At 59.9% G+C, this 16,073-nt stretch carries 28 protein-coding genes; all 28 read right to left on the bottom strand.

Translation table 11 applies throughout. The features are described 5' to 3' along the window. Positions 1–21: 21 nt before the first annotated feature. The 28 genes from rpsM to rpsG all read right to left on the bottom strand — a co-directional run bounded on the left by rpsM (position 22) and on the right by rpsG (position 16,021). Complete coding sequence (gene rpsM, locus GJG85_RS01795; protein ID WP_006477178.1) at positions 22–387, bottom strand: 30S ribosomal protein S13; 366 nt, start codon at positions 385–387, stop codon at positions 22–24. Positions 388–425: 38 nt separating this feature from the next. Continuing rightward, positions 426–542, bottom strand: coding sequence for a 50S ribosomal protein L36 (gene rpmJ / locus GJG85_RS01790; RefSeq protein ID WP_004199844.1), 117 nt, complete (start codon positions 540–542; stop codon positions 426–428). 20 nt (positions 543–562) lie between these two features. Continuing rightward, on the bottom strand, positions 563–781 hold the full coding sequence (gene infA / locus GJG85_RS01785; RefSeq protein ID WP_004521905.1) for a translation initiation factor IF-1: 219 nt from the start codon (positions 779–781) through the stop codon (positions 563–565). Between the two features lie 7 nt (positions 782–788). Next, positions 789–2,138, bottom strand: coding sequence for a preprotein translocase subunit SecY (secY, locus tag GJG85_RS01780; RefSeq protein WP_050013167.1), 1,350 nt, complete (start codon positions 2,136–2,138; stop codon positions 789–791). A 42-nt stretch (positions 2,139–2,180) separates the two neighbouring features. After that, positions 2,181–2,615: a 50S ribosomal protein L15 gene (gene rplO / locus GJG85_RS01775; protein WP_006482880.1), complete on the bottom strand. Its 435-nt coding sequence runs from the start codon at positions 2,613–2,615 to the stop codon at positions 2,181–2,183. A 26-nt stretch (positions 2,616–2,641) separates the two neighbouring features. Then, entirely contained in the window at positions 2,642–2,824 is a 183-nt protein-coding gene (rpmD, locus tag GJG85_RS01770) for a 50S ribosomal protein L30 (RefSeq protein ID WP_006400644.1), read from the bottom strand. A 15-nt stretch (positions 2,825–2,839) separates the two neighbouring features. After that, positions 2,840–3,358: a 30S ribosomal protein S5 gene (gene rpsE, locus GJG85_RS01765; RefSeq protein ID WP_006752931.1), complete on the bottom strand. Its 519-nt coding sequence runs from the start codon at positions 3,356–3,358 to the stop codon at positions 2,840–2,842. 14 nt (positions 3,359–3,372) lie between these two features. Further along, positions 3,373–3,738 (bottom strand): 50S ribosomal protein L18, encoded by a 366-nt coding sequence (rplR, locus tag GJG85_RS01760; protein WP_006477183.1) that lies wholly within the window; start codon positions 3,736–3,738, stop codon positions 3,373–3,375. A gap of 12 nt (positions 3,739–3,750) precedes the next feature. Beyond that, complete coding sequence (gene rplF, locus GJG85_RS01755; RefSeq protein WP_006477184.1) at positions 3,751–4,281, bottom strand: 50S ribosomal protein L6; 531 nt, start codon at positions 4,279–4,281, stop codon at positions 3,751–3,753. A gap of 18 nt (positions 4,282–4,299) precedes the next feature. Beyond that, entirely contained in the window at positions 4,300–4,695 is a 396-nt protein-coding gene (gene rpsH, locus GJG85_RS01750; RefSeq protein ID WP_006477185.1) for a 30S ribosomal protein S8, read from the bottom strand. 14 nt (positions 4,696–4,709) lie between these two features. After that, entirely contained in the window at positions 4,710–5,015 is a 306-nt protein-coding gene (gene rpsN, locus GJG85_RS01745; protein WP_006482884.1) for a 30S ribosomal protein S14, read from the bottom strand. A 7-nt stretch (positions 5,016–5,022) separates the two neighbouring features. After that, positions 5,023–5,562 carry a 50S ribosomal protein L5 gene (gene rplE / locus GJG85_RS01740; RefSeq protein WP_006477186.1) on the bottom strand — a complete coding sequence of 180 codons (540 nt, stop codon included), beginning with the start codon at positions 5,560–5,562 and terminating at the stop codon, positions 5,023–5,025. 16 nt (positions 5,563–5,578) lie between these two features. Next, a complete protein-coding gene (rplX, locus tag GJG85_RS01735) occupies positions 5,579–5,887 on the bottom strand; it encodes a 50S ribosomal protein L24 (RefSeq protein WP_006477187.1) in 309 nt (102 codons plus the stop codon). 9 nt (positions 5,888–5,896) lie between these two features. Beyond that, positions 5,897–6,265 (bottom strand): 50S ribosomal protein L14, encoded by a 369-nt coding sequence (gene rplN, locus GJG85_RS01730; RefSeq protein WP_006482918.1) that lies wholly within the window; start codon positions 6,263–6,265, stop codon positions 5,897–5,899. A gap of 309 nt (positions 6,266–6,574) precedes the next feature. After that, positions 6,575–6,847: a 30S ribosomal protein S17 gene (gene rpsQ / locus GJG85_RS01725; protein WP_006477189.1), complete on the bottom strand. Its 273-nt coding sequence runs from the start codon at positions 6,845–6,847 to the stop codon at positions 6,575–6,577. Continuing rightward, positions 6,844–7,038 carry a 50S ribosomal protein L29 gene (gene rpmC / locus GJG85_RS01720; RefSeq protein ID WP_006400652.1) on the bottom strand — a complete coding sequence of 65 codons (195 nt, stop codon included), beginning with the start codon at positions 7,036–7,038 and terminating at the stop codon, positions 6,844–6,846. The genes rpsQ and rpmC overlap by 4 nt, the downstream gene beginning before the upstream one ends. 9 nt (positions 7,039–7,047) lie before the next feature. Further along, positions 7,048–7,464, bottom strand: a complete 417-nt coding sequence (gene rplP, locus GJG85_RS01715; protein ID WP_006482873.1) for a 50S ribosomal protein L16 — start codon at positions 7,462–7,464, stop codon at positions 7,048–7,050. A 2-nt stretch (positions 7,465–7,466) separates the two neighbouring features. Continuing rightward, on the bottom strand, positions 7,467–8,267 hold the full coding sequence (gene rpsC / locus GJG85_RS01710) for a 30S ribosomal protein S3 (RefSeq protein WP_006482899.1): 801 nt from the start codon (positions 8,265–8,267) through the stop codon (positions 7,467–7,469). An 11-nt stretch (positions 8,268–8,278) separates the two neighbouring features. After that, positions 8,279–8,608 (bottom strand): 50S ribosomal protein L22, encoded by a 330-nt coding sequence (gene rplV, locus GJG85_RS01705; protein WP_004199272.1) that lies wholly within the window; start codon positions 8,606–8,608, stop codon positions 8,279–8,281. 12 nt (positions 8,609–8,620) lie between these two features. After that, positions 8,621–8,896 (bottom strand): 30S ribosomal protein S19, encoded by a 276-nt coding sequence (rpsS, locus tag GJG85_RS01700; RefSeq protein ID WP_004199273.1) that lies wholly within the window; start codon positions 8,894–8,896, stop codon positions 8,621–8,623. 10 nt (positions 8,897–8,906) lie between these two features. After that, positions 8,907–9,734 carry a 50S ribosomal protein L2 gene (gene rplB, locus GJG85_RS01695; RefSeq protein WP_006482900.1) on the bottom strand — a complete coding sequence of 276 codons (828 nt, stop codon included), beginning with the start codon at positions 9,732–9,734 and terminating at the stop codon, positions 8,907–8,909. Between the two features lie 2 nt (positions 9,735–9,736). Beyond that, the gene (rplW, locus tag GJG85_RS01690; RefSeq protein ID WP_004199275.1) at positions 9,737–10,051 is read right to left on the bottom strand and encodes a 50S ribosomal protein L23; all 315 of its coding nucleotides are present in this window, start codon (positions 10,049–10,051) and stop codon (positions 9,737–9,739) included. Continuing rightward, positions 10,048–10,668 carry a 50S ribosomal protein L4 gene (rplD, locus tag GJG85_RS01685; protein ID WP_006477192.1) on the bottom strand — a complete coding sequence of 207 codons (621 nt, stop codon included), beginning with the start codon at positions 10,666–10,668 and terminating at the stop codon, positions 10,048–10,050. Before rplD ends, rplW begins: the two co-directional genes overlap by 4 nt. After that, positions 10,668–11,318, bottom strand: a complete 651-nt coding sequence (gene rplC / locus GJG85_RS01680; RefSeq protein WP_006482922.1) for a 50S ribosomal protein L3 — start codon at positions 11,316–11,318, stop codon at positions 10,668–10,670. Before rplC ends, rplD begins: the two co-directional genes overlap by 1 nt. Positions 11,319–11,496: 178 nt before the next feature. Further along, entirely contained in the window at positions 11,497–11,808 is a 312-nt protein-coding gene (rpsJ, locus tag GJG85_RS01675) for a 30S ribosomal protein S10 (RefSeq protein ID WP_004199280.1), read from the bottom strand. Between the two features lie 284 nt (positions 11,809–12,092). Then, on the bottom strand, positions 12,093–13,283 hold the full coding sequence (gene tuf, locus GJG85_RS01670) for an elongation factor Tu (RefSeq protein WP_011350666.1): 1,191 nt from the start codon (positions 13,281–13,283) through the stop codon (positions 12,093–12,095). Positions 13,284–13,324: 41 nt separating this feature from the next. Continuing rightward, positions 13,325–15,427 (bottom strand): elongation factor G, encoded by a 2,103-nt coding sequence (gene fusA / locus GJG85_RS01665; protein WP_044849034.1) that lies wholly within the window; start codon positions 15,425–15,427, stop codon positions 13,325–13,327. A gap of 123 nt (positions 15,428–15,550) precedes the next feature. Beyond that, entirely contained in the window at positions 15,551–16,021 is a 471-nt protein-coding gene (rpsG, locus tag GJG85_RS01660) for a 30S ribosomal protein S7 (protein WP_006477195.1), read from the bottom strand. Between the last annotated feature and the right edge of the window lie 52 nt (positions 16,022–16,073).

Below are 16,073 nucleotides of genomic sequence, written 5' to 3'. Positions count from 1 at the left end.
TCCTGTAACTGTCAGTTCCGCTTACTTCTTCAGCGCTTGCGCTGCACGACGCGGACCCTTGCGGGTACGTGCGTTCGTACGCGTACGCTGACCGCGCATCGGCAGGCCCTTGCGATGACGGACGCCACGGTAGCAACCGAGGTCCATCAGGCGCTTGATGTTCATCGTCACTTCACGGCGCAGATCGCCTTCGACGACAAACTTGCCCACTTCTTCACGCAGCTTTTCCAGGTCTGCGTCGGTCAGATCCTTGACCTTCTTCGAAAAATCGACGCCAGCTGCCACGCAGATGCTGCGCGAACGGGTGCGGCCGACACCAAAGATAGCCGTCAGGCCGATCTCGGTGTGCTGGTGATTCGGGATGTTAACCCCTGCGATACGAGCCATTGTTTTTCCTCAAACAAAAAGCGCAAACAAACGCGCGGTCAGCCTTGGCGCTGCTTGTGGCGCGGATCCGAGCTGCAGATCACGCGAACGACGCCTTTGCGCTTGATGATCTTGCAATTGCGGCAAATGCGCTTAACCGATGCCATCACTTTCATGATAATACCCTTTTTTCAAATCACTTCGCCCGGAACACGATCCGCGCACGAGACAGATCGTAAGGCGTCAACTCAACCGTCACCTTGTCGCCGGGCAGAATGCGGATGTAGTGCATCCGCATCTTTCCGGAAATATGCCCCAACACGACATGGCCGTTTTCCAGCTTCACACGGAAGGTCGCATTCGGGAGGTTTTCAATCACCTCGCCCTGCATCTGGATTACATCGTCTTTGGCCATAGTCCTTTCAACGCATCGGGATGTTGCCGCCCTTGAAGTTTGCCTTCTTGAGCAGAGACTCATACTGTTGCGACATAACGTACGACTGCACCTGCGCCATAAAGTCCATCGTGACGACGACAATGATCAGCAGCGACGTTCCACCAAAATAAAACGGCACGTTCCAGCGCAGCACCAGGAATTCCGGCAGCAGACACACGAAGACGATGTAGATCGCACCGGCCAGCGTCAGACGCGTGAGGATGCGGTCGATATATCGTGCGGTCTGATCGCCCGGACGGATGCCCGGAACAAACGCGCCGCTCTTCTTCAGGTTGTCCGCGGTCTCCCTGCTGTTGAACACCAGTGCGGTGTAGAAGAAGCAGAAAAACACGATTGCCAGCGTGTACAGCAGCACATAGACCGGCTGGCCCGGCTTCAGCGCTTCCGCAACGTTATGCAACGTATTGGAAATCCAGCTTCCCGTCGGCTGACCGGTACTGAACCAGCCGAGAATCGTTGCCGGGAACAGAATGATCGACGATGCAAAGATCGGCGGAATCACGCCCGACATGTTCAGCTTCAGCGGCAGATGCGACGACTGCCCACCGTAGATCTTGTTGCCGACCTGGCGCTTCGCGTAGTTCACGAGGATCTTGCGCTGACCGCGTTCGATGAACACGACCAGGTAAGTCACCGCGGCGATCAGAACGACGATGATGATCGCCGAAATGATGCTCATCGAACCCGTACGCACCAGCTCGAACAACCCGCCCACGGCATTCGGGAACCCTGCTGCGATCCCGCCGAAGATGATGATCGAGATACCGTTGCCCAGACCACGCTCGGTAATCTGCTCGCCGAGCCACATCAGGAACATCGTGCCCGTCACCAGCGTCACGACCGTCGTCAGACGGAACAGCGTGCCGGGATCGGTGACGAGGCCCGGCTGGTTTTCCAGCGCGGCCGCGATACCGAATGCCTGGAAGGTCGCGAGCACCACGGTGAAATACCGCGTGTACTGCGTGATCTTCCGTTGCCCTGCCTGCCCTTCCTTCTTCAGCGCCTCGAGCTGCGGCGAAACGATCGCCAGCAACTGCATGATGATCGACGCCGAGATGTACGGCATGATCCCCAGCGCAAAGATCGTGAAGCGGGAAAGTGCGCCACCCGAGAACATGTTGAACATGCCCAGGATGCCGCCCGCCTGGCTCTGGAACAGCTTGGCCAGTTGATCCGGATCGATGCCCGGCACGGGAATGTGCGCGCCGATGCGATAGACGATCAGCGCCAGGAGCAGGAACATCGCTCGCCGGCGCAGATCGCCGAATTTCGCCGTGCTTCGACCGGGTTTTGCAAGACTCGGGCTGTTAGCCAAGTACCTTCTCCGATGAATGCAAGTGACGACGCGCTACGCGTGTCACTCGGCGAACGAACCGCCAGCCGCTTCGATCGCAGCGCGCGCACCCTTGGTGGCACCGAGACCCTTCACGACGATCTTGCGCTTCAGTTCGCCCGTCGCGATGATCTTTGCGCTCTTCGTCAGCTCGCCGACCAGGCCGGCTTGCTTCAGTGCGAGCAGATCGATCTCGTCGACCGGCAGCTTCTCGAGGTCGCCCAGGCGCACTTCACCGACGAATTCCTTCGTCAGCGACGTGAAGCCGCGCTTCGGCAGACGACGTTGCAGCGGCATCTGACCGCCTTCGAAACCGACTTTGTGGAAGCCGCCCGAACGCGATTTCTGACCCTTGTGACCACGGCCAGCCGTCTTGCCGAGGCCCGAACCGATGCCACGACCGACGCGACGCTTGGCGTGCTTGGCGCCAGCTGCCGGCTTCAGGTTATTCAATTCCATATCAACTCCTTGATCCGTAGGGCCGCTTACGCGATGACCTTAACGAGGTACGAGACCTTGTTGATCATGCCGCGGACCGCCGGCGTGTCCTGCAGCTCGCTAACCGAGTTGAGTCGGCGCAGGCCCAGGCCACGCACGGTCGCGCGGTGCGATTCGCGGGTCCCGATCAGGCTCTTCACGAGCTGAACCTTGACAGTTTTTTCAGACATGGTGACCACCCGGGCTTAGCCCAAAATATCTTCGACGGACTTGCCGCGCTTCGCCGCGATGTCTGCCGGGGTCGACTGCTTGCGCAGGCCGTCCAGCGTGGCGCGAACGAGGTTGTATGGGTTCGTCGAACCGTGGCTCTTCGCCACGACGTTCTGAACGCCCATCACGTCGAACACTGCGCGCATCGGGCCGCCGGCGATCACGCCCGTACCTGCCTTCGCCGGAGCGAGGAGGACAGCGGATGCGCCGTGCTTGCCGTGCACTTCGTGCTGCAGCGTGCCGTTCTTGAGCGGCACCTTGAACATGTTGCGGCGAGCTTGTTCCATTGCCTTCTGGACAGCGACCGGCACTTCCTTCGCCTTGCCCTTGCCCATACCGATGCGGCCATCACCGTCGCCAACCACGGTCAGTGCGGCGAAGCCGAGAATACGGCCACCCTTCACGACCTTGGTCACGCGATTGACCGAAATCATCTTTTCGCGAAGGCCGTCGTCGCGCTCGTCAGCCTGAACTTTCGCTTGCATCTTTGCCATGACGAATTCCTTCCTTAGAACTTGAGCCCAGCTTCGCGAGCTGCCTCAGCCAGCGCCTTGACGCGGCCGTGGTAGCGGAAGCCCGAGCGGTCGAAGGCGACGGATTCGATGCCGGCAGCCTTTGCCTTTTCGGCAATACGCTTGCCGATCAGCGTCGCGGCATTGACGTTGCCGCCCTTGCCCGACTTGTCGGCCAATTCTGCGCGCACTTCTGCCTCGAGCGTCGACGCGCTGGCGAGCACCTTGGTGCCGCAGGGCGAGAACACTTGAGCGTAGATGTGCGTGTTCGTGCGATGCACGGCGAGACGCGCGACCTGCAGCTCAGCGATCTTGATACGCGTCTGGCGAGCGCGGCGCAGGCGAGATTGAGTCTTATCCATGATTGCGCACCCTTACTTCTTCTTCGTTTCTTTGAGGATCACAACCTCGTCGGCATAACGCACGCCCTTGCCCTTGTAGGGCTCCGGCGGACGGTAACCGCGGACTTCCGCAGCCACTTGACCGACTTGTTGCTTATTGATCCCCTTGATCACGATTTCGGTTTGCGTCGGGGTTTCAGCCTTGACGCCTTCCGGCATCTGGTGCACCACCGGGTGCGAGAAACCCAGCGACAGGTTCAGCTTGTCGCCTTGCGCTTGCGCACGGTAACCGACGCCAACCAGCGTCAGCTTGCGCTCGAAACCCTTGGTCACGCCGTGCACGGCATTCGCGATGATCGCGCGCATCGTGCCCGACAGTGCATTTGCTTCGCGGCTTTCGTCGACCGGCGACAGATTCAGCGTGCCGTCGTTGTTCGCCACGTTCACGAGCGGATTGATCGCTTGCGTGATGGTGCCCAGCGGACCCTTGACGGTGATTGCACCGTCGGCCAGCTTGACTTCCGCGCCTTGCAGCGCGATCGGGCTTTTACCTACTCGAGACATGTTTCTCTCTCCTCGGCTTTAAGCGACGTAGCAGATGACTTCGCCGCCGACGCCGGTAGCGCGCGCCTTGCGGTCGGTCATCACGCCCTTCGGCGTCGACACGATTGCCACACCGAGGCCATTCATGACCTGCGGAATGTCGTTGCGGCCGCGGTACACGCGCAGACCAGGCTTCGACACGCGCTCGAGGCGTTCGATGACCGGGCGACCTGCGTAGTACTTCAGCGCGATATTCAGTTCGGACTTCGCACCTTCCGCCTTCACGGCGAAATCGTCGATATAGCCTTCGTCCTTCAGGACTTGCGCGATTGCAACCTTGACCTTCGACGAGGGCATCGCGACCGATACCTTCTCGACCATCTGCGCGTTGCGGATGCGAGTCAGCATATCGGCGATAGGATCACTCATGCTCATTTACGTTTCTCCTATTACCAGCTCGCCTTGGTCAGGCCAGGAATCTCGCCACGGAATGCGATTTCACGAATCTTGTTACGCGCGAGGCCGAATTTACGGAACGTGCCACGCGGACGGCCCGTGATCGCGCAGCGGTTACGCTGGCGGGTCGGGTTTGCGTTGCGGGGCAGTTGCTGCAGCTCCAGGCGTGCTTCGTAGCGCTCTTCTTCCGACTTGCTTTGGTCTTCGACGATCGCCTTCAGCGCTTCGCGCTTTGCTGCGAACTTCGCGACCAGGCGGGCGCGCTTCTTTTCACGTTCGATCAGTGCCAGTTTAGCCACGGTAACCTCAGTTTCTGAACGGGAACTTGAAGCTGGCGAGCAGAGCCTTTGCTTCGTCGTCGGTCTTCGCAGTCGTCGTGATGCTGATGTTCAGCCCACGCAGTGCGTCGATCTTGTCGTAATCGATTTCGGGGAAAATGATCTGCTCTTTCACACCGATGTTGTAGTTGCCACGGCCATCGAAAGCACGACCCGACACACCGCGGAAGTCACGCACGCGGGGCAGGGCAACCGTCACGAAACGGTCGAGGAATTCGTACATCGCCTGGCCACGCAGCGTCACCATCGCGCCGATGGGATAACCCTGGCGGATCTTGAAGCCTGCGATTGCCTTGCGAGCCTTCGTGACGACCGGCTTCTGGCCGGCGATCTTCGTGAGGTCGCCAACGGCGTTCTCGATGATCTTCTTGTCAGCGATCGCTTCGCCAAGACCCATGTTCAGCGTGATCTTGGTGATGCGCGGCACTTCCATGACCGACTTGTAACCGAACTTCTCGATCAGGCCGGGCACAACCTTTTCTTTGTAAAACTCTTGAAAACGAGCCATTTTTTACTCCGCTGCGTCAGGCGCTCAGTACGGCACCGGTCGTCTTCAGGAAGCGAACCTTCTTGCCTTCCTCGACCTTGATGCCAACACGCGACGCCTTGCCATTCGCGTCGACCAGTGCGACGTTCGAAATATGCAGGGGCATCGTCTTCGCTTCCACGCCGCCCGTCGTACCCTTCATCGGGTTCGGCTTCACATGCTTCTTGACGAGGTTGATACCTTCAACCGTCACATGTTCAGCACCGACAGCCAGCACGACGCCGCGCTTGCCCTTGTCCTTGCCAGTGACGACGATGACTTCGTCACCTTTGCGAATCTTGTTCATCGCGACTCCTTACAGCACTTCCGGCGCCAGCGAAACGATCTTCATGAATCGTTCGCTACGCAGCTCACGCGTCACCGGCCCGAAGATACGGGTGCCGATCGGCTCGAGCTTGTTATTCAAAAGCACAGCGGCGTTGCCGTCGAACTTGATCAGCGAGCCGTCTTGACGGCGCACGCCCTTGGCGGTGCGAACCACCACGGCGTTGTAGATTTCGCCTTTCTTCACGCGCCCGCGCGGCGTTGCCTCTTTGACGCTCACCTTGATGATGTCGCCAATGCCGGCATAACGACGCTTCGAGCCGCCGAGCACCTTGATGCACAGGACTTCACGTGCACCCGTGTTGTCGGCTACTTCGAGCCGAGATTCGGTCTGGATCATGGTTTGTCTTTCCCAACTTAATCCGGATGCACCACCATGATGCATTCGGTCAGTCTTGGTCCCGTCAGCCAATCGGCTGCTTGGGTTGGAACAGCAGCGACGGCAAACGAAACCCGCCATCGCAATTCGGTGAATCTTTCGGACAGGCAGGCGCCAGTCCGCTTCCCCCACCAACTTCGCCCGCGACGGGGCTCCCATAAAGAGGGAAGACCAGGATTATAACAAATAATCCTGGTCCCGCAAGCAAAAACTTTGCGATTTCAAGCACTTCGTGACGAAGTGCCCGTTACTGCCTACTGCGCTGCCCGCTTAGATGACGCGAGCGGCTTCGACGAGGCGCGACACCGTCCAGGCCTTCGTCTTCGAAACAGGACGCGTTTCCTGGATTTCGACGAGATCGCCTTCGTTGTAGGTGTTCGCTTCATCGTGCGCGTGGTACTTCTTCGAGCGCACGACATACTTGCCGTAGATCGGATGCTTGACGCGGTGCTCGATCAGCACGGTGACGGTCTTGTCCATCTTGTTGCTGACGACCCGACCGACCAGCGTCCGCTTCAGCGAGGTTTTCACGCTATCGTTCATTTCTGGTTCGCCTTCTGAGTCATGACGGTCCGCACACGTGCGATGTCGCGACGAACCTTCTTCAGCTGGCTCGTGTTCGTGAGCTGCTGGGTCGCGAGTTGCATGCGCAGGCCGAATTGCGCCTTCAGCAGGTCCGCCAGCTCCTTGTTGAGCGCGGCCTGGTCTTTCTGGAGAAGTTCGGAAGCCTTCATGTTTTCTCCTTAGGCGCCGAGCTGGCGCACGATGAATGCCGTCTTCAGCGGCAGCTTGGCTGCGGCCAGACGGAACGCTTCGCGTGCCAGTTCTTCGGTTACGCCGTCCATTTCATAGAGCATCTTGCCCGGCTGAATCTCGGCGACGTAGTACTCCGGGTTACCCTTACCGTTACCCATACGCACTTCGGCCGGCTTCTGCGAAATCGGCTTGTCCGGGAAGATCCGGATCCAGATGCGGCCGCCACGCTTGATGTGACGCGTCATTGCACGACGCGCCGCTTCAATCTGACGTGCGGTCAAACGACCGCGACCGATCGCCTTCAGGCCGAATTCACCGAACGACACTGCGTTGCCGCGCGTCGCCTTGCCGGTGTTACGCCCCTTCTGCTCTTTACGATACTTTCTGCGTTTCGGTTGCAGCATCGTTATTCTCCAGTCTTGCCGTCTTCGGGCTTGCCGGCGCCACGGCGCGGTGCGCCACGACGAGCACCCGGAGCGCCGCCTTCGCCGTCACGGCGCGGACGACGGTCGCCCGGACGCGCATTGCGACGCGGACGCTTGTCTTCGGCTACTTCTTCCACCACCGGTGCGTCGTTGCGGCCGAGCGTATCGCCCTTGTAGACCCACACCTTGACGCCGATGATCCCGTAAGTCGTCTTCGCTTCCGAAGTCGCGTAGTCGATATCAGCACGCAGCGTGTGAAGCGGCACGCGACCTTCGCGATACCACTCCGTACGAGCGATTTCGATACCGTTCAGACGGCCTGCGCTCATGATCTTGATGCCTTGGGCACCCAGACGCATCGCGTTCTGCATCGCACGCTTCATCGCGCGACGGAACATGATCCGGCGCTCGAGCTGTTGCGTGATCGAGTCAGCGATCAGCTGAGCATCGGTTTCCGGCTTGCGGATTTCTTCGATGTTGACGTGAACCGGCACGCCCATGCGGCGTTGCAGTTCCGTCTTCAGCTGTTCGATATCCTCGCCCTTCTTGCCGATGACCACGCCCGGACGCGAGCTGTAAATCGTGATGCGCGCGTTCTTCGCCGGACGCTCGATGACGACCCGACCGACCGAAGCGTTCTTCAGCTTCTTCTTCAGGTACTCACGAACACCGATGTCTTCCTGCAGCATCGCCGCGAAATTGTTGTTGTTCGCGTACCAACGCGAAGCCCAATTGCGGCTGACAGCCAGGCGGAAGCCAGTCGGATGAATTTTCTGTCCCATCGTATGGCTCCTTAATTCCCGACCGTCACAGTGATGTGACAGGATTGCTTCTCGATGCGGTTACCGCGGCCCTTGGCGCGCGCGGTGAAACGCTTGAGCGATGCAGCCTTGTCGACGTAGATGCTCTTGATCTTGAGCTCGTCGATATCAGCGCCTTCGTTGTGCTCCGCATTCGCGATTGCCGACAGCACAACCTTCTTCACGATGCCAGCCGCCTTCTTCGGCGAGAACGTCAGAACGTTCAGCGCCTTGTCGACCGGCAAACCGCGGATCTGGTCAGCCACAAGGCGCGTTTTCTGCGCCGAGATGCGGGCACCGCGATGAATTGCTTTCACTTCCATCTTGATTGCCCCTTATTTCTTGGCCTTCTTGTCGGCTGCGTGACCCTTGAACGTACGGGTCAGTGCGAACTCGCCAAGCTTGTGGCCGACCATGTTTTCCGAGATGTACACCGGAACGTGTTGACGGCCGTTGTGAACAGCGATCGTCAGGCCGATGAAATCCGGCAGAATCGTCGAGCGACGCGACCAGGTCTTGATCGGCTTTTTGTCGCGCGAAGCTGCAGCCGCCTCAACTTTCTTCAGCAAATGGGCGTCGCAGAACGGACCTTTTTTAACAGAACGTGCCATTGCCTACTCCTTAACGCTTGTGACGGCGCTGGACGATCATCGTCGTCGTGCGCTTGTTGCTGCGGGTGCGGTAACCCTTAGCCGGCGTACCCCACGGGCTCACCGGGTCGCGACCTGCAGCCGTCTTGCCCTCACCACCACCGTGCGGGTGATCGACCGGGTTCATCGCAACGCCACGCACCGTCGGGCGGATACCGCGCCAGCGGTTCGCGCCAGCCTTGCCGATCTGGCGAAGGCTATGCTCTTCGTTGCCGACTTCACCGATCGTTGCACGGCACTCGATGTGCACGCGGCGGATTTCGCCCGAACGCAGACGAACCTGCGCGTAGACGCCTTCACGTGCGAGCAGCATGGCCGACGTGCCAGCCGAACGCGCCATTTGCGCGCCCTTGCCCGGCAGCATCTCGATGCAGTGGATCGTCGTACCGACCGGAATGTTGCGGATCGGCAGCGTGTTGCCTGCACGGATCGGCGCTTCCGAACCCGACATCAGCTGTTGGCCGACGGTCAGGCCCTTCGGGGCGATGATGTAGCGACGTTCGCCGTCTGCGTAGAGCACCAGCGCGATGTTCGCGCTGCGGTTCGGGTCGTACTCGAGACGTTCGACCTTTGCCGGGATGCCATCCTTCGTGCGACGGAAATCGACGATACGATAGTGCTGCTTGTGACCACCACCCTTGTGACGCGTGGTGATACGACCGTTGTTGTTACGGCCGGCGGTCGAGCTCTGCGAGTCGAGCAGTGCCGCGAACGGCTTGCCCTGGTGCAGGTTCTTGTTGACCACCTTGACCATCGCGCGGCGACCCGGCGATGTCGGCTTAACTTTAACGATTGCCATGATTACTTGGCCTCCGCTTCAAAGTTGATTTCCTGGCCGGGCTTCAGGCAAACGTACGCCTTCTTCACGTCCTTGCGGCGGCCCATCGAACGGCCGAAGCGCTTTTGCTTGCCCTTCTGAACCAGCACGTTGACCGAATCAACTTCAACCTTGAACAGCAGCTCGACAGCCGCCTTCACTTCCTGCTTCGTGGCATCCGGTGCGACTTCGAACACGACTTGCTCGTTCTTGTCGGCAACCAGCGTCGCCTTTTCCGAGATCACCGGTGCGAGCAGGACCTGCATCAAACGATGATCGTTCTTGCGAATCTCGCTCATGACAGCAACTCCTCGATCTGGGCGACCGCAGCCTTCGTGACCAGCACTTTCTTGAAGTAGATCAGCGACAGCGGGTCAGCGTAGCGCGGCTCGACAATCGCCACGTGCGGCAGGTTGCGCGAAGCCAGGTACAGGTTCTCGTCGACCGTGTCCGTGATGATCAGAACGGAGTCGAGACCCATGGTCTTGAATTTGTCGGCCAGCAGCTTGGTCTTCGGCGCTTCGAGGATGATGTCCTCGACGACCGACAGACGGCCTTCACGGGCCAGCTGCGAGAAGATCGAGCAGAGACCTGCGCGATGCATCTTCTTGTTGACCTTGTGCGAGAAGTTTTCTTCCGGCGAATTCGGGAAGATACGACCACCGCCACGCCACAGCGGGCTCGACGACATACCGGCACGAGCGCGGCCCGTACCCTTCTGGCGCCACGGCTTCTTGGTCGTGTGCTTGACTTGCTCACGGTCCTTCTGTGCGCGGTTACCCTGGCGAGCATTCGCCTGGTAAGCGACGACGACCTGGTGGATCAGCGCTTCGTTGTAGTCACGACCGAACACGACGTCCGATGCGTTGACCACTGCACCTTCCTGACCATTTTCGTTCAGGAGCTTGAGTTCCATTATTTCGCCCCCTTGGTCTTGACGGCCGGCGTCACGAAGACCTTGCCGCCCTTCGCGCCCGGAATCGCACCCTTCACGAGCAGCAGCTTGCGCTCTGCGTCGATACGGGCGATTTCGAGGTTCTGCACCGTCACCGTCACGTCACCCATGTGACCCGTCATGCGTTTACCCGGGAAAACACGACCCGGATCCTGCGCCATACCGATCGAGCCCGGCACGTTGTGCGAGCGCGAGTTACCGTGCGTGGCACGGCCGGAGGAGAAGTTGTAACGCTTGATCGTACCGGCGTAGCCCTTACCGATCGACACGCCTTGCACGTCGACCTTCTGGCCCACTTCGAAAAGATCTGCACCGACCACGGCGCCATTCGACAGCTCGGCTGCCTTGGCCGCGTCAATGCGGAATTCCTTGAGGATTTCACCGGCTTCGACACCGGCTTTGGCGAGATGACCTGCCAGCGGCTTCGTCACGCGCGATGCGCGGCGGGAGCCGAATGCAACCTGCACGGCCGTGTAGCCGTCGGTTTCAACAGTCTTGATCTGCGTCACGCGGTTGTCCGACACGTCCAGCACGGTGACGGGAATCGAATCCCCTTCAGCCGTGAAGATACGGGTCATGCCAACCTTGCGACCTACGAGTCCAAGGCTCATCATTTTCTCCATTCCCGACTGCGATTGGTCGGGGCTGATTTACAAAATGCCGGGCACGCAAGGCCCAACTTTTTTACGCGAATACGCGAAAAGCCAAGCAGTATAGCCCGACTTCTCGATTTCCGCAAGCAATACAAAGACTTAGCGCCGCCCGGCATGTCGACCGGCGCTAGAAGCCTTACTGCAGCTTGATTTCCACGTCGACACCAGCCGGCAGGTCGAGCTTCATCAGCGCGTCAACGGTCTTGTCCGTCGGGTCGACGATGTCCATCAGGCGCTGGTGGGTGCGGATTTCGAGCTGATCGCGCGACGTCTTGTTGACGTGCGGCGAACGCAGGATGTCAAAACGCTGAATGCGCGTCGGCAGCGGCACCGGGCCACGGACGATTGCGCCAGTCCGCTTCGCGGTATCGACGATTTCGGCAGCCGATTGATCGATCAGACGATAGTCGAATGCCTTCAGGCGAATGCGGATTTTCTGTTGCTGCATGACAATTCCTTGAAAAGAGCGAGGCGATGTTGCATCGCCGGACACTAAAAGAACGTGAAACATGACGCCTGCGGGGAGCGAAGCATCAGGTTCCGGACAGGACTTCCACTGCTAAGCCCGCGATTCTACACGAAAATTCGCGGTGGTGGGCGTTTGTCAATAGGGCGATTCGCACGCCACAAAGAAAAACCGGGTGCCAGATCGAACTGGACACCCGGTTTCGACGGTACACAGCTGCTTACCGTGCAATCGCGGACCCCGTCGGGATCCGCGGATCGTCGATCTTACTCGATGATCTTGGCGACGACGCCGGCGCCGACGGTACGGCCGCCTTCGCGGATCGCGAAGCGCAGACCTTCTTCCATCGCGATCGGAGCAATCAGCTTCACCGTGATCGACACGTTGTCGCCCGGCATCACCATTTCCTTGTCCTTCGGCAGCTCGATCGAGCCCGTCACGTCCGTCGTACGGAAGTAGAACTGCGGACGGTAGTTGTTGAAGAACGGCGTGTGACGGCCGCCTTCGTCCTTGCTCAGCACGTACACTTCAGCCGTGAAGTGCGTGTGCGGCGTGATCGAACCCGGCTTCGCCAGAACCTGGCCGCGCTCCACGTCTTCACGCTTCGTGCCGCGCAGCAGGATACCGACGTTGTCGCCTGCCTGGCCTTGGTCCAGCAGCTTGCGGAACATTTCAACGCCCGTGCAGGTCGTCTTCACCGTCGGCTTGATACCGACGATTTCGATTTCCTCGCCGACCTTCACGATGCCGCGCTCGACGCGACCCGTCACCACCGTACCGCGGCCCGAGATCGAGAACACGTCTTCCACCGGCATCAGGAACGCGCCGTCAACTGCACGCTCCGGCGTCGGGATGTACGTGTCCAGCGCGTCGGCCAGGCTCATGATCGCCACTTCGCCCAGCTCGCCCGTGTCGCCTTCCAGCGCCAGCTTTGCCGAACCCTTCACGATCGGCGTGTCGTCGCCCGGGAAGTCGTACTTCGACAGGAGCTCGCGAACTTCCATCTCGACCAGCTCGAGCAGTTCTGCGTCGTCCACCATGTCGCACTTGTTCAGGAACACGATGATGTACGGAACGCCAACCTGACGCGCCAGCAGGATGTGCTCACGCGTTTGCGGCATCGGGCCGTCTGCTGCCGAGCAAACCAGGATCGCGCCGTCCATCTGCGCTGCGCCCGTGATCATGTTCTTCACATAGTCAGCGTGGCCCGGGCAGTCGACGTGTGCGTAGTGGCGGTTAGCCGTTTCGTACTCGACGTGTGCCGTGTTGATCGTGATGCCGCGCGCCTTTTCTTCCGGTGCCGCGTCGATCTGGTCGTACGCCTTCGCTTCGCCGCCGAACTTCTTCGTCAGAACCGTCGTGATCGCTGCCGTCAGCGTCGTCTTGCCGTGGTCAACGTGACCAATCGTACCAACGTTCACGTGCGGCTTGGTCCGCTCAAATTTACCTTTTGCCATGATTCTCTTCTTTCAAAAATTATCGGTTGGTAGCTGCAGATTTACTTCGACTTCGCGCTGATGATCGCTTCGGCAACGTTGCGCGGAGCTTCAGCGTAGTGCTTGAACTCCATCGTGTACGTTGCACGACCTTGCGTCAGCGAACGCAGCGACGTCGAGTAACCGAACATTTCCGACAGCGGCACTTCGGCGCGCACGATCTTGCCGCCGCCGACCATGTCTTCCATGCCCTGGACGATACCGCGACGGCCCGACAGGTCGCCCATCACGTTGCCCATGTAGTCTTCCGGCGTCTCGACTTCGACAGCCATCATCGGCTCGAGGACGACCGGGTTCGCCTTGCGCATCGCTTCCTTGAACGCCATCGAACCGGCCATGCGGAACGCGTTTTCGTTCGAGTCAACGTCGTGGTACGAACCGAACGTCAGGTGAACCTTCACGTCGACGACCGGGAAGCCAGCCAGCACGCCCGACTTCAGCGTGTCCTGGATACCCTTGTCGACCGCCGGGATGTATTCGCGCGGAATCACACCACCCTTGATCTCGTCGAAGAACTCGTAGCCCTTGCCTTGTTCGTTCGGCTCGAGCGTGATGACCGCGTGACCGTACTGGCCGCGACCACCCGACTGCTTGACGAACTTGCCGTCGACATCCTTCGCCGTCGAACGGATCGTTTCGCGGTACGCAACCTGCGGCTTGCCGACGGTCGCTTCCACGCCGAATTCACGCTTCATCCGGTCGACCAGAATTTCGAGGTGGAGCTCGCCCATCCCCGAAATGATGGTCTGGCCCGACTCTTCGTCGGTCTGCACGCGGAACGACGGGTCTTCCTGAGCCAGACGGTTCAGCGCGAGGCCCATCTTTTCCTGGTCGGCCTTGGTCTTCGGCTCGACTGCCTGCGAAATCACCGGCTCCGGGAACACCATGCGTTCGAGAACGATCGGGTTCGCCGGGTCGCACAGCGTGTCGCCCGTGGTCGCTTCCTTCAGGCCGACCGCTGCGGCGATGTCGCCTGCGCGGACTTCCTTGATTTCTTCACGCTGGTTCGCGTGCATCTGCAGAATACGGCCGAGGCGTTCCTTCTTGCCCTTGGTCGAGTTCAGCAGCGTGTCGCCCGAATTGACGACGCCCGAGTACACACGGAAGAAGATCAGCTGGCCGACGAACGGGTCGGTCATGATCTTGAACGCGAGCGACGAGAACTTCTCTTCGTCCGACGCCTTGCGCTCGGCTTCTTCGCCGTTTTCGAGTTCGCCCTTGACCGGCGGGATGTCGACCGGCGACGGCAGGAAGTCGATCACGGCGTCGAGCATACGCTGCACGCCCTTGTTCTTGAACGCGGTACCGCACAGCATCGGCTGGATTTCGCATGCGATCGTACGATCACGCAGCGCCTTGACGATGTCGGCTTCCGGCAGATCGCCTTCTTCCAGGTACTTGTTCATCAGGTCTTCGCTGGCTTCGGCAGCCACTTCGACCATCTTTTCGCGCCATTCCTTGCAGGTTTCCGCGAGCTCGGCCGGGATGTCGACGTAGTCGAACTTCGTGCCTTGCGACGCTTCGTCCCAAATGATCGCCTTCATCTTGATCAGGTCGACCACGCCCTTGAAGTTTTCTTCCGAGCCGATCGGCACCACGACCGGAACCGGGTTCGCCTTCAGGCGCAGACGGAGCTGGTCGTAGACCTTGAAGAAGTTCGCGCCGGTACGGTCCATCTTGTTGACGAACGCGAGACGCGGCACCTTGTACTTGTTCGCCTGGCGCCACACCGTTTCCGACTGCGGCTGCACGCCGCCCACTGCGCAGTACACCATGCACGCGCCGTCGAGCACGCGCATCGAGCGCTCCACTTCGATCGTGAAGTCGACGTGGCCCGGGGTGTCGATGATGTTGATGCGGTGTTCCGGATAGTTGCCGCCCATGCCCTTCCAGAAGGCCGTGGTAGCAGCGGACGTGATCGTGATGCCACGTTCCTGTTCCTGCTCCATCCAGTCCATCGTGGCTGCGCCGTCGTGGACTTCACCGATCTTGTGGTTCACACCGGTGTAAAACAGAATGCGCTCGGTCGTCGTCGTTTTGCCGGCGTCGATGTGAGCGCTAATACCGATATTGCGGTAGCGCTCGATAGGAGTCTTGCGAGCCACTTTGATCCTCTACTGGGATGACGTGATGCAGCCCTGCCGCATCACGCCTCAACACAAACGGGCGAGGCGCCTGAAAAGCGCACCCGCCCGGAATTTATTTCCGCAAACAGCCCAGCCAGGCGCTTAGAAACGGAAATGCGAGAACGCGCGGTTGGCTTCTGCCATGCGGTGAACTTCGTCGCGCTTCTTCATCGCGCCGCCACGGCCTTCGGCCGCCTCGGAGAGTTCACCTGCCAGGCGCAGGGCCATCGACTTCTCGCTGCGCTTCTTCGCAGCCTCACGCAGCCAGCGCATCGCCAATGCCATACGACGCGACGGGCGCACTTCGACCGGAACTTGATAGTTGGCACCACCAACGCGACGGCTCTTCACTTCGACCACCGGCTTCACGTTGTTGAGCGCAACCGTGAACACTTCCAGCGGGTCCTTGCCACCCTTGGTCTGGATTTGTTCGAATGCGCCATAAACGATGCGCTCTGCGACCGACTTCTTGCCGGACAGCATCAGCATGTTCATGAACTTGGCAACATCAACGTTACCGAACTTCGGATCCGGCAACACTTCCCGCTTGGGGACTTCGCGACGACGCGGCATGATTCTTCCTTTACTTGTTCAGTTGGAGCTGGATTCAGCTCCGCGGCCACCA

Origin of the sequence: Burkholderia sp. MS389 (assembly GCF_016899425.1) — a bacterium.
In the GTDB taxonomy this organism is placed as follows: Bacteria; Pseudomonadota; Gammaproteobacteria; order Burkholderiales; family Burkholderiaceae; genus Burkholderia; species Burkholderia sola.
Note: the sequence above shows the minus strand (reverse complement) of the source record. Positions and strands in the feature narration are given on the sequence as shown.

Coding starts and splice junctions, on each gene's coding strand:
- rpsM (WP_006477178.1), bottom strand. CDS start 387: ATGGCTCGTATCGCAGGGGTTAACATCCCGAATCACCAGCACACCGAG.
- rpmJ (WP_004199844.1), bottom strand. CDS start 542: ATGAAAGTGATGGCATCGGTTAAGCGCATTTGCCGCAATTGCAAGATC.
- infA (WP_004521905.1), bottom strand. CDS start 781: ATGGCCAAAGACGATGTAATCCAGATGCAGGGCGAGGTGATTGAAAAC.
- rplO (WP_006482880.1), bottom strand. CDS start 2,615: ATGGAATTGAATAACCTGAAGCCGGCAGCTGGCGCCAAGCACGCCAAG.
- rpmD (WP_006400644.1), bottom strand. CDS start 2,824: ATGTCTGAAAAAACTGTCAAGGTTCAGCTCGTGAAGAGCCTGATCGGG.
- rpsE (WP_006752931.1), bottom strand. CDS start 3,358: ATGGCAAAGATGCAAGCGAAAGTTCAGGCTGACGAGCGCGACGACGGC.
- rplR (WP_006477183.1), bottom strand. CDS start 3,738: ATGGATAAGACTCAATCTCGCCTGCGCCGCGCTCGCCAGACGCGTATC.
- rplF (WP_006477184.1), bottom strand. CDS start 4,281: ATGTCTCGAGTAGGTAAAAGCCCGATCGCGCTGCAAGGCGCGGAAGTC.
- rpsH (WP_006477185.1), bottom strand. CDS start 4,695: ATGAGCATGAGTGATCCTATCGCCGATATGCTGACTCGCATCCGCAAC.
- rplE (WP_006477186.1), bottom strand. CDS start 5,562: ATGGCTCGTTTTCAAGAGTTTTACAAAGAAAAGGTTGTGCCCGGCCTG.
- rplX (WP_006477187.1), bottom strand. CDS start 5,887: ATGAACAAGATTCGCAAAGGTGACGAAGTCATCGTCGTCACTGGCAAG.
- rplN (WP_006482918.1), bottom strand. CDS start 6,265: ATGATCCAGACCGAATCTCGGCTCGAAGTAGCCGACAACACGGGTGCA.
- rpsQ (WP_006477189.1), bottom strand. CDS start 6,847: ATGAACGATAGCGTGAAAACCTCGCTGAAGCGGACGCTGGTCGGTCGG.
- rpmC (WP_006400652.1), bottom strand. CDS start 7,038: ATGAAGGCTTCCGAACTTCTCCAGAAAGACCAGGCCGCGCTCAACAAG.
- rplP (WP_006482873.1), bottom strand. CDS start 7,464: ATGCTGCAACCGAAACGCAGAAAGTATCGTAAAGAGCAGAAGGGGCGT.
- rpsC (WP_006482899.1), bottom strand. CDS start 8,267: ATGGGACAGAAAATTCATCCGACTGGCTTCCGCCTGGCTGTCAGCCGC.
- rplV (WP_004199272.1), bottom strand. CDS start 8,608: ATGGAAGTGAAAGCAATTCATCGCGGTGCCCGCATCTCGGCGCAGAAA.
- rpsS (WP_004199273.1), bottom strand. CDS start 8,896: ATGGCACGTTCTGTTAAAAAAGGTCCGTTCTGCGACGCCCATTTGCTG.
- rplB (WP_006482900.1), bottom strand. CDS start 9,734: ATGGCAATCGTTAAAGTTAAGCCGACATCGCCGGGTCGCCGCGCGATG.
- rplW (WP_004199275.1), bottom strand. CDS start 10,051: ATGAGCGAGATTCGCAAGAACGATCATCGTTTGATGCAGGTCCTGCTC.
- rplD (WP_006477192.1), bottom strand. CDS start 10,668: ATGGAACTCAAGCTCCTGAACGAAAATGGTCAGGAAGGTGCAGTGGTC.
- rplC (WP_006482922.1), bottom strand. CDS start 11,318: ATGAGCCTTGGACTCGTAGGTCGCAAGGTTGGCATGACCCGTATCTTC.
- rpsJ (WP_004199280.1), bottom strand. CDS start 11,808: ATGCAGCAACAGAAAATCCGCATTCGCCTGAAGGCATTCGACTATCGT.
- tuf (WP_011350666.1), bottom strand. CDS start 13,283: ATGGCAAAAGGTAAATTTGAGCGGACCAAGCCGCACGTGAACGTTGGT.
- rpsG (WP_006477195.1), bottom strand. CDS start 16,021: ATGCCGCGTCGTCGCGAAGTCCCCAAGCGGGAAGTGTTGCCGGATCCG.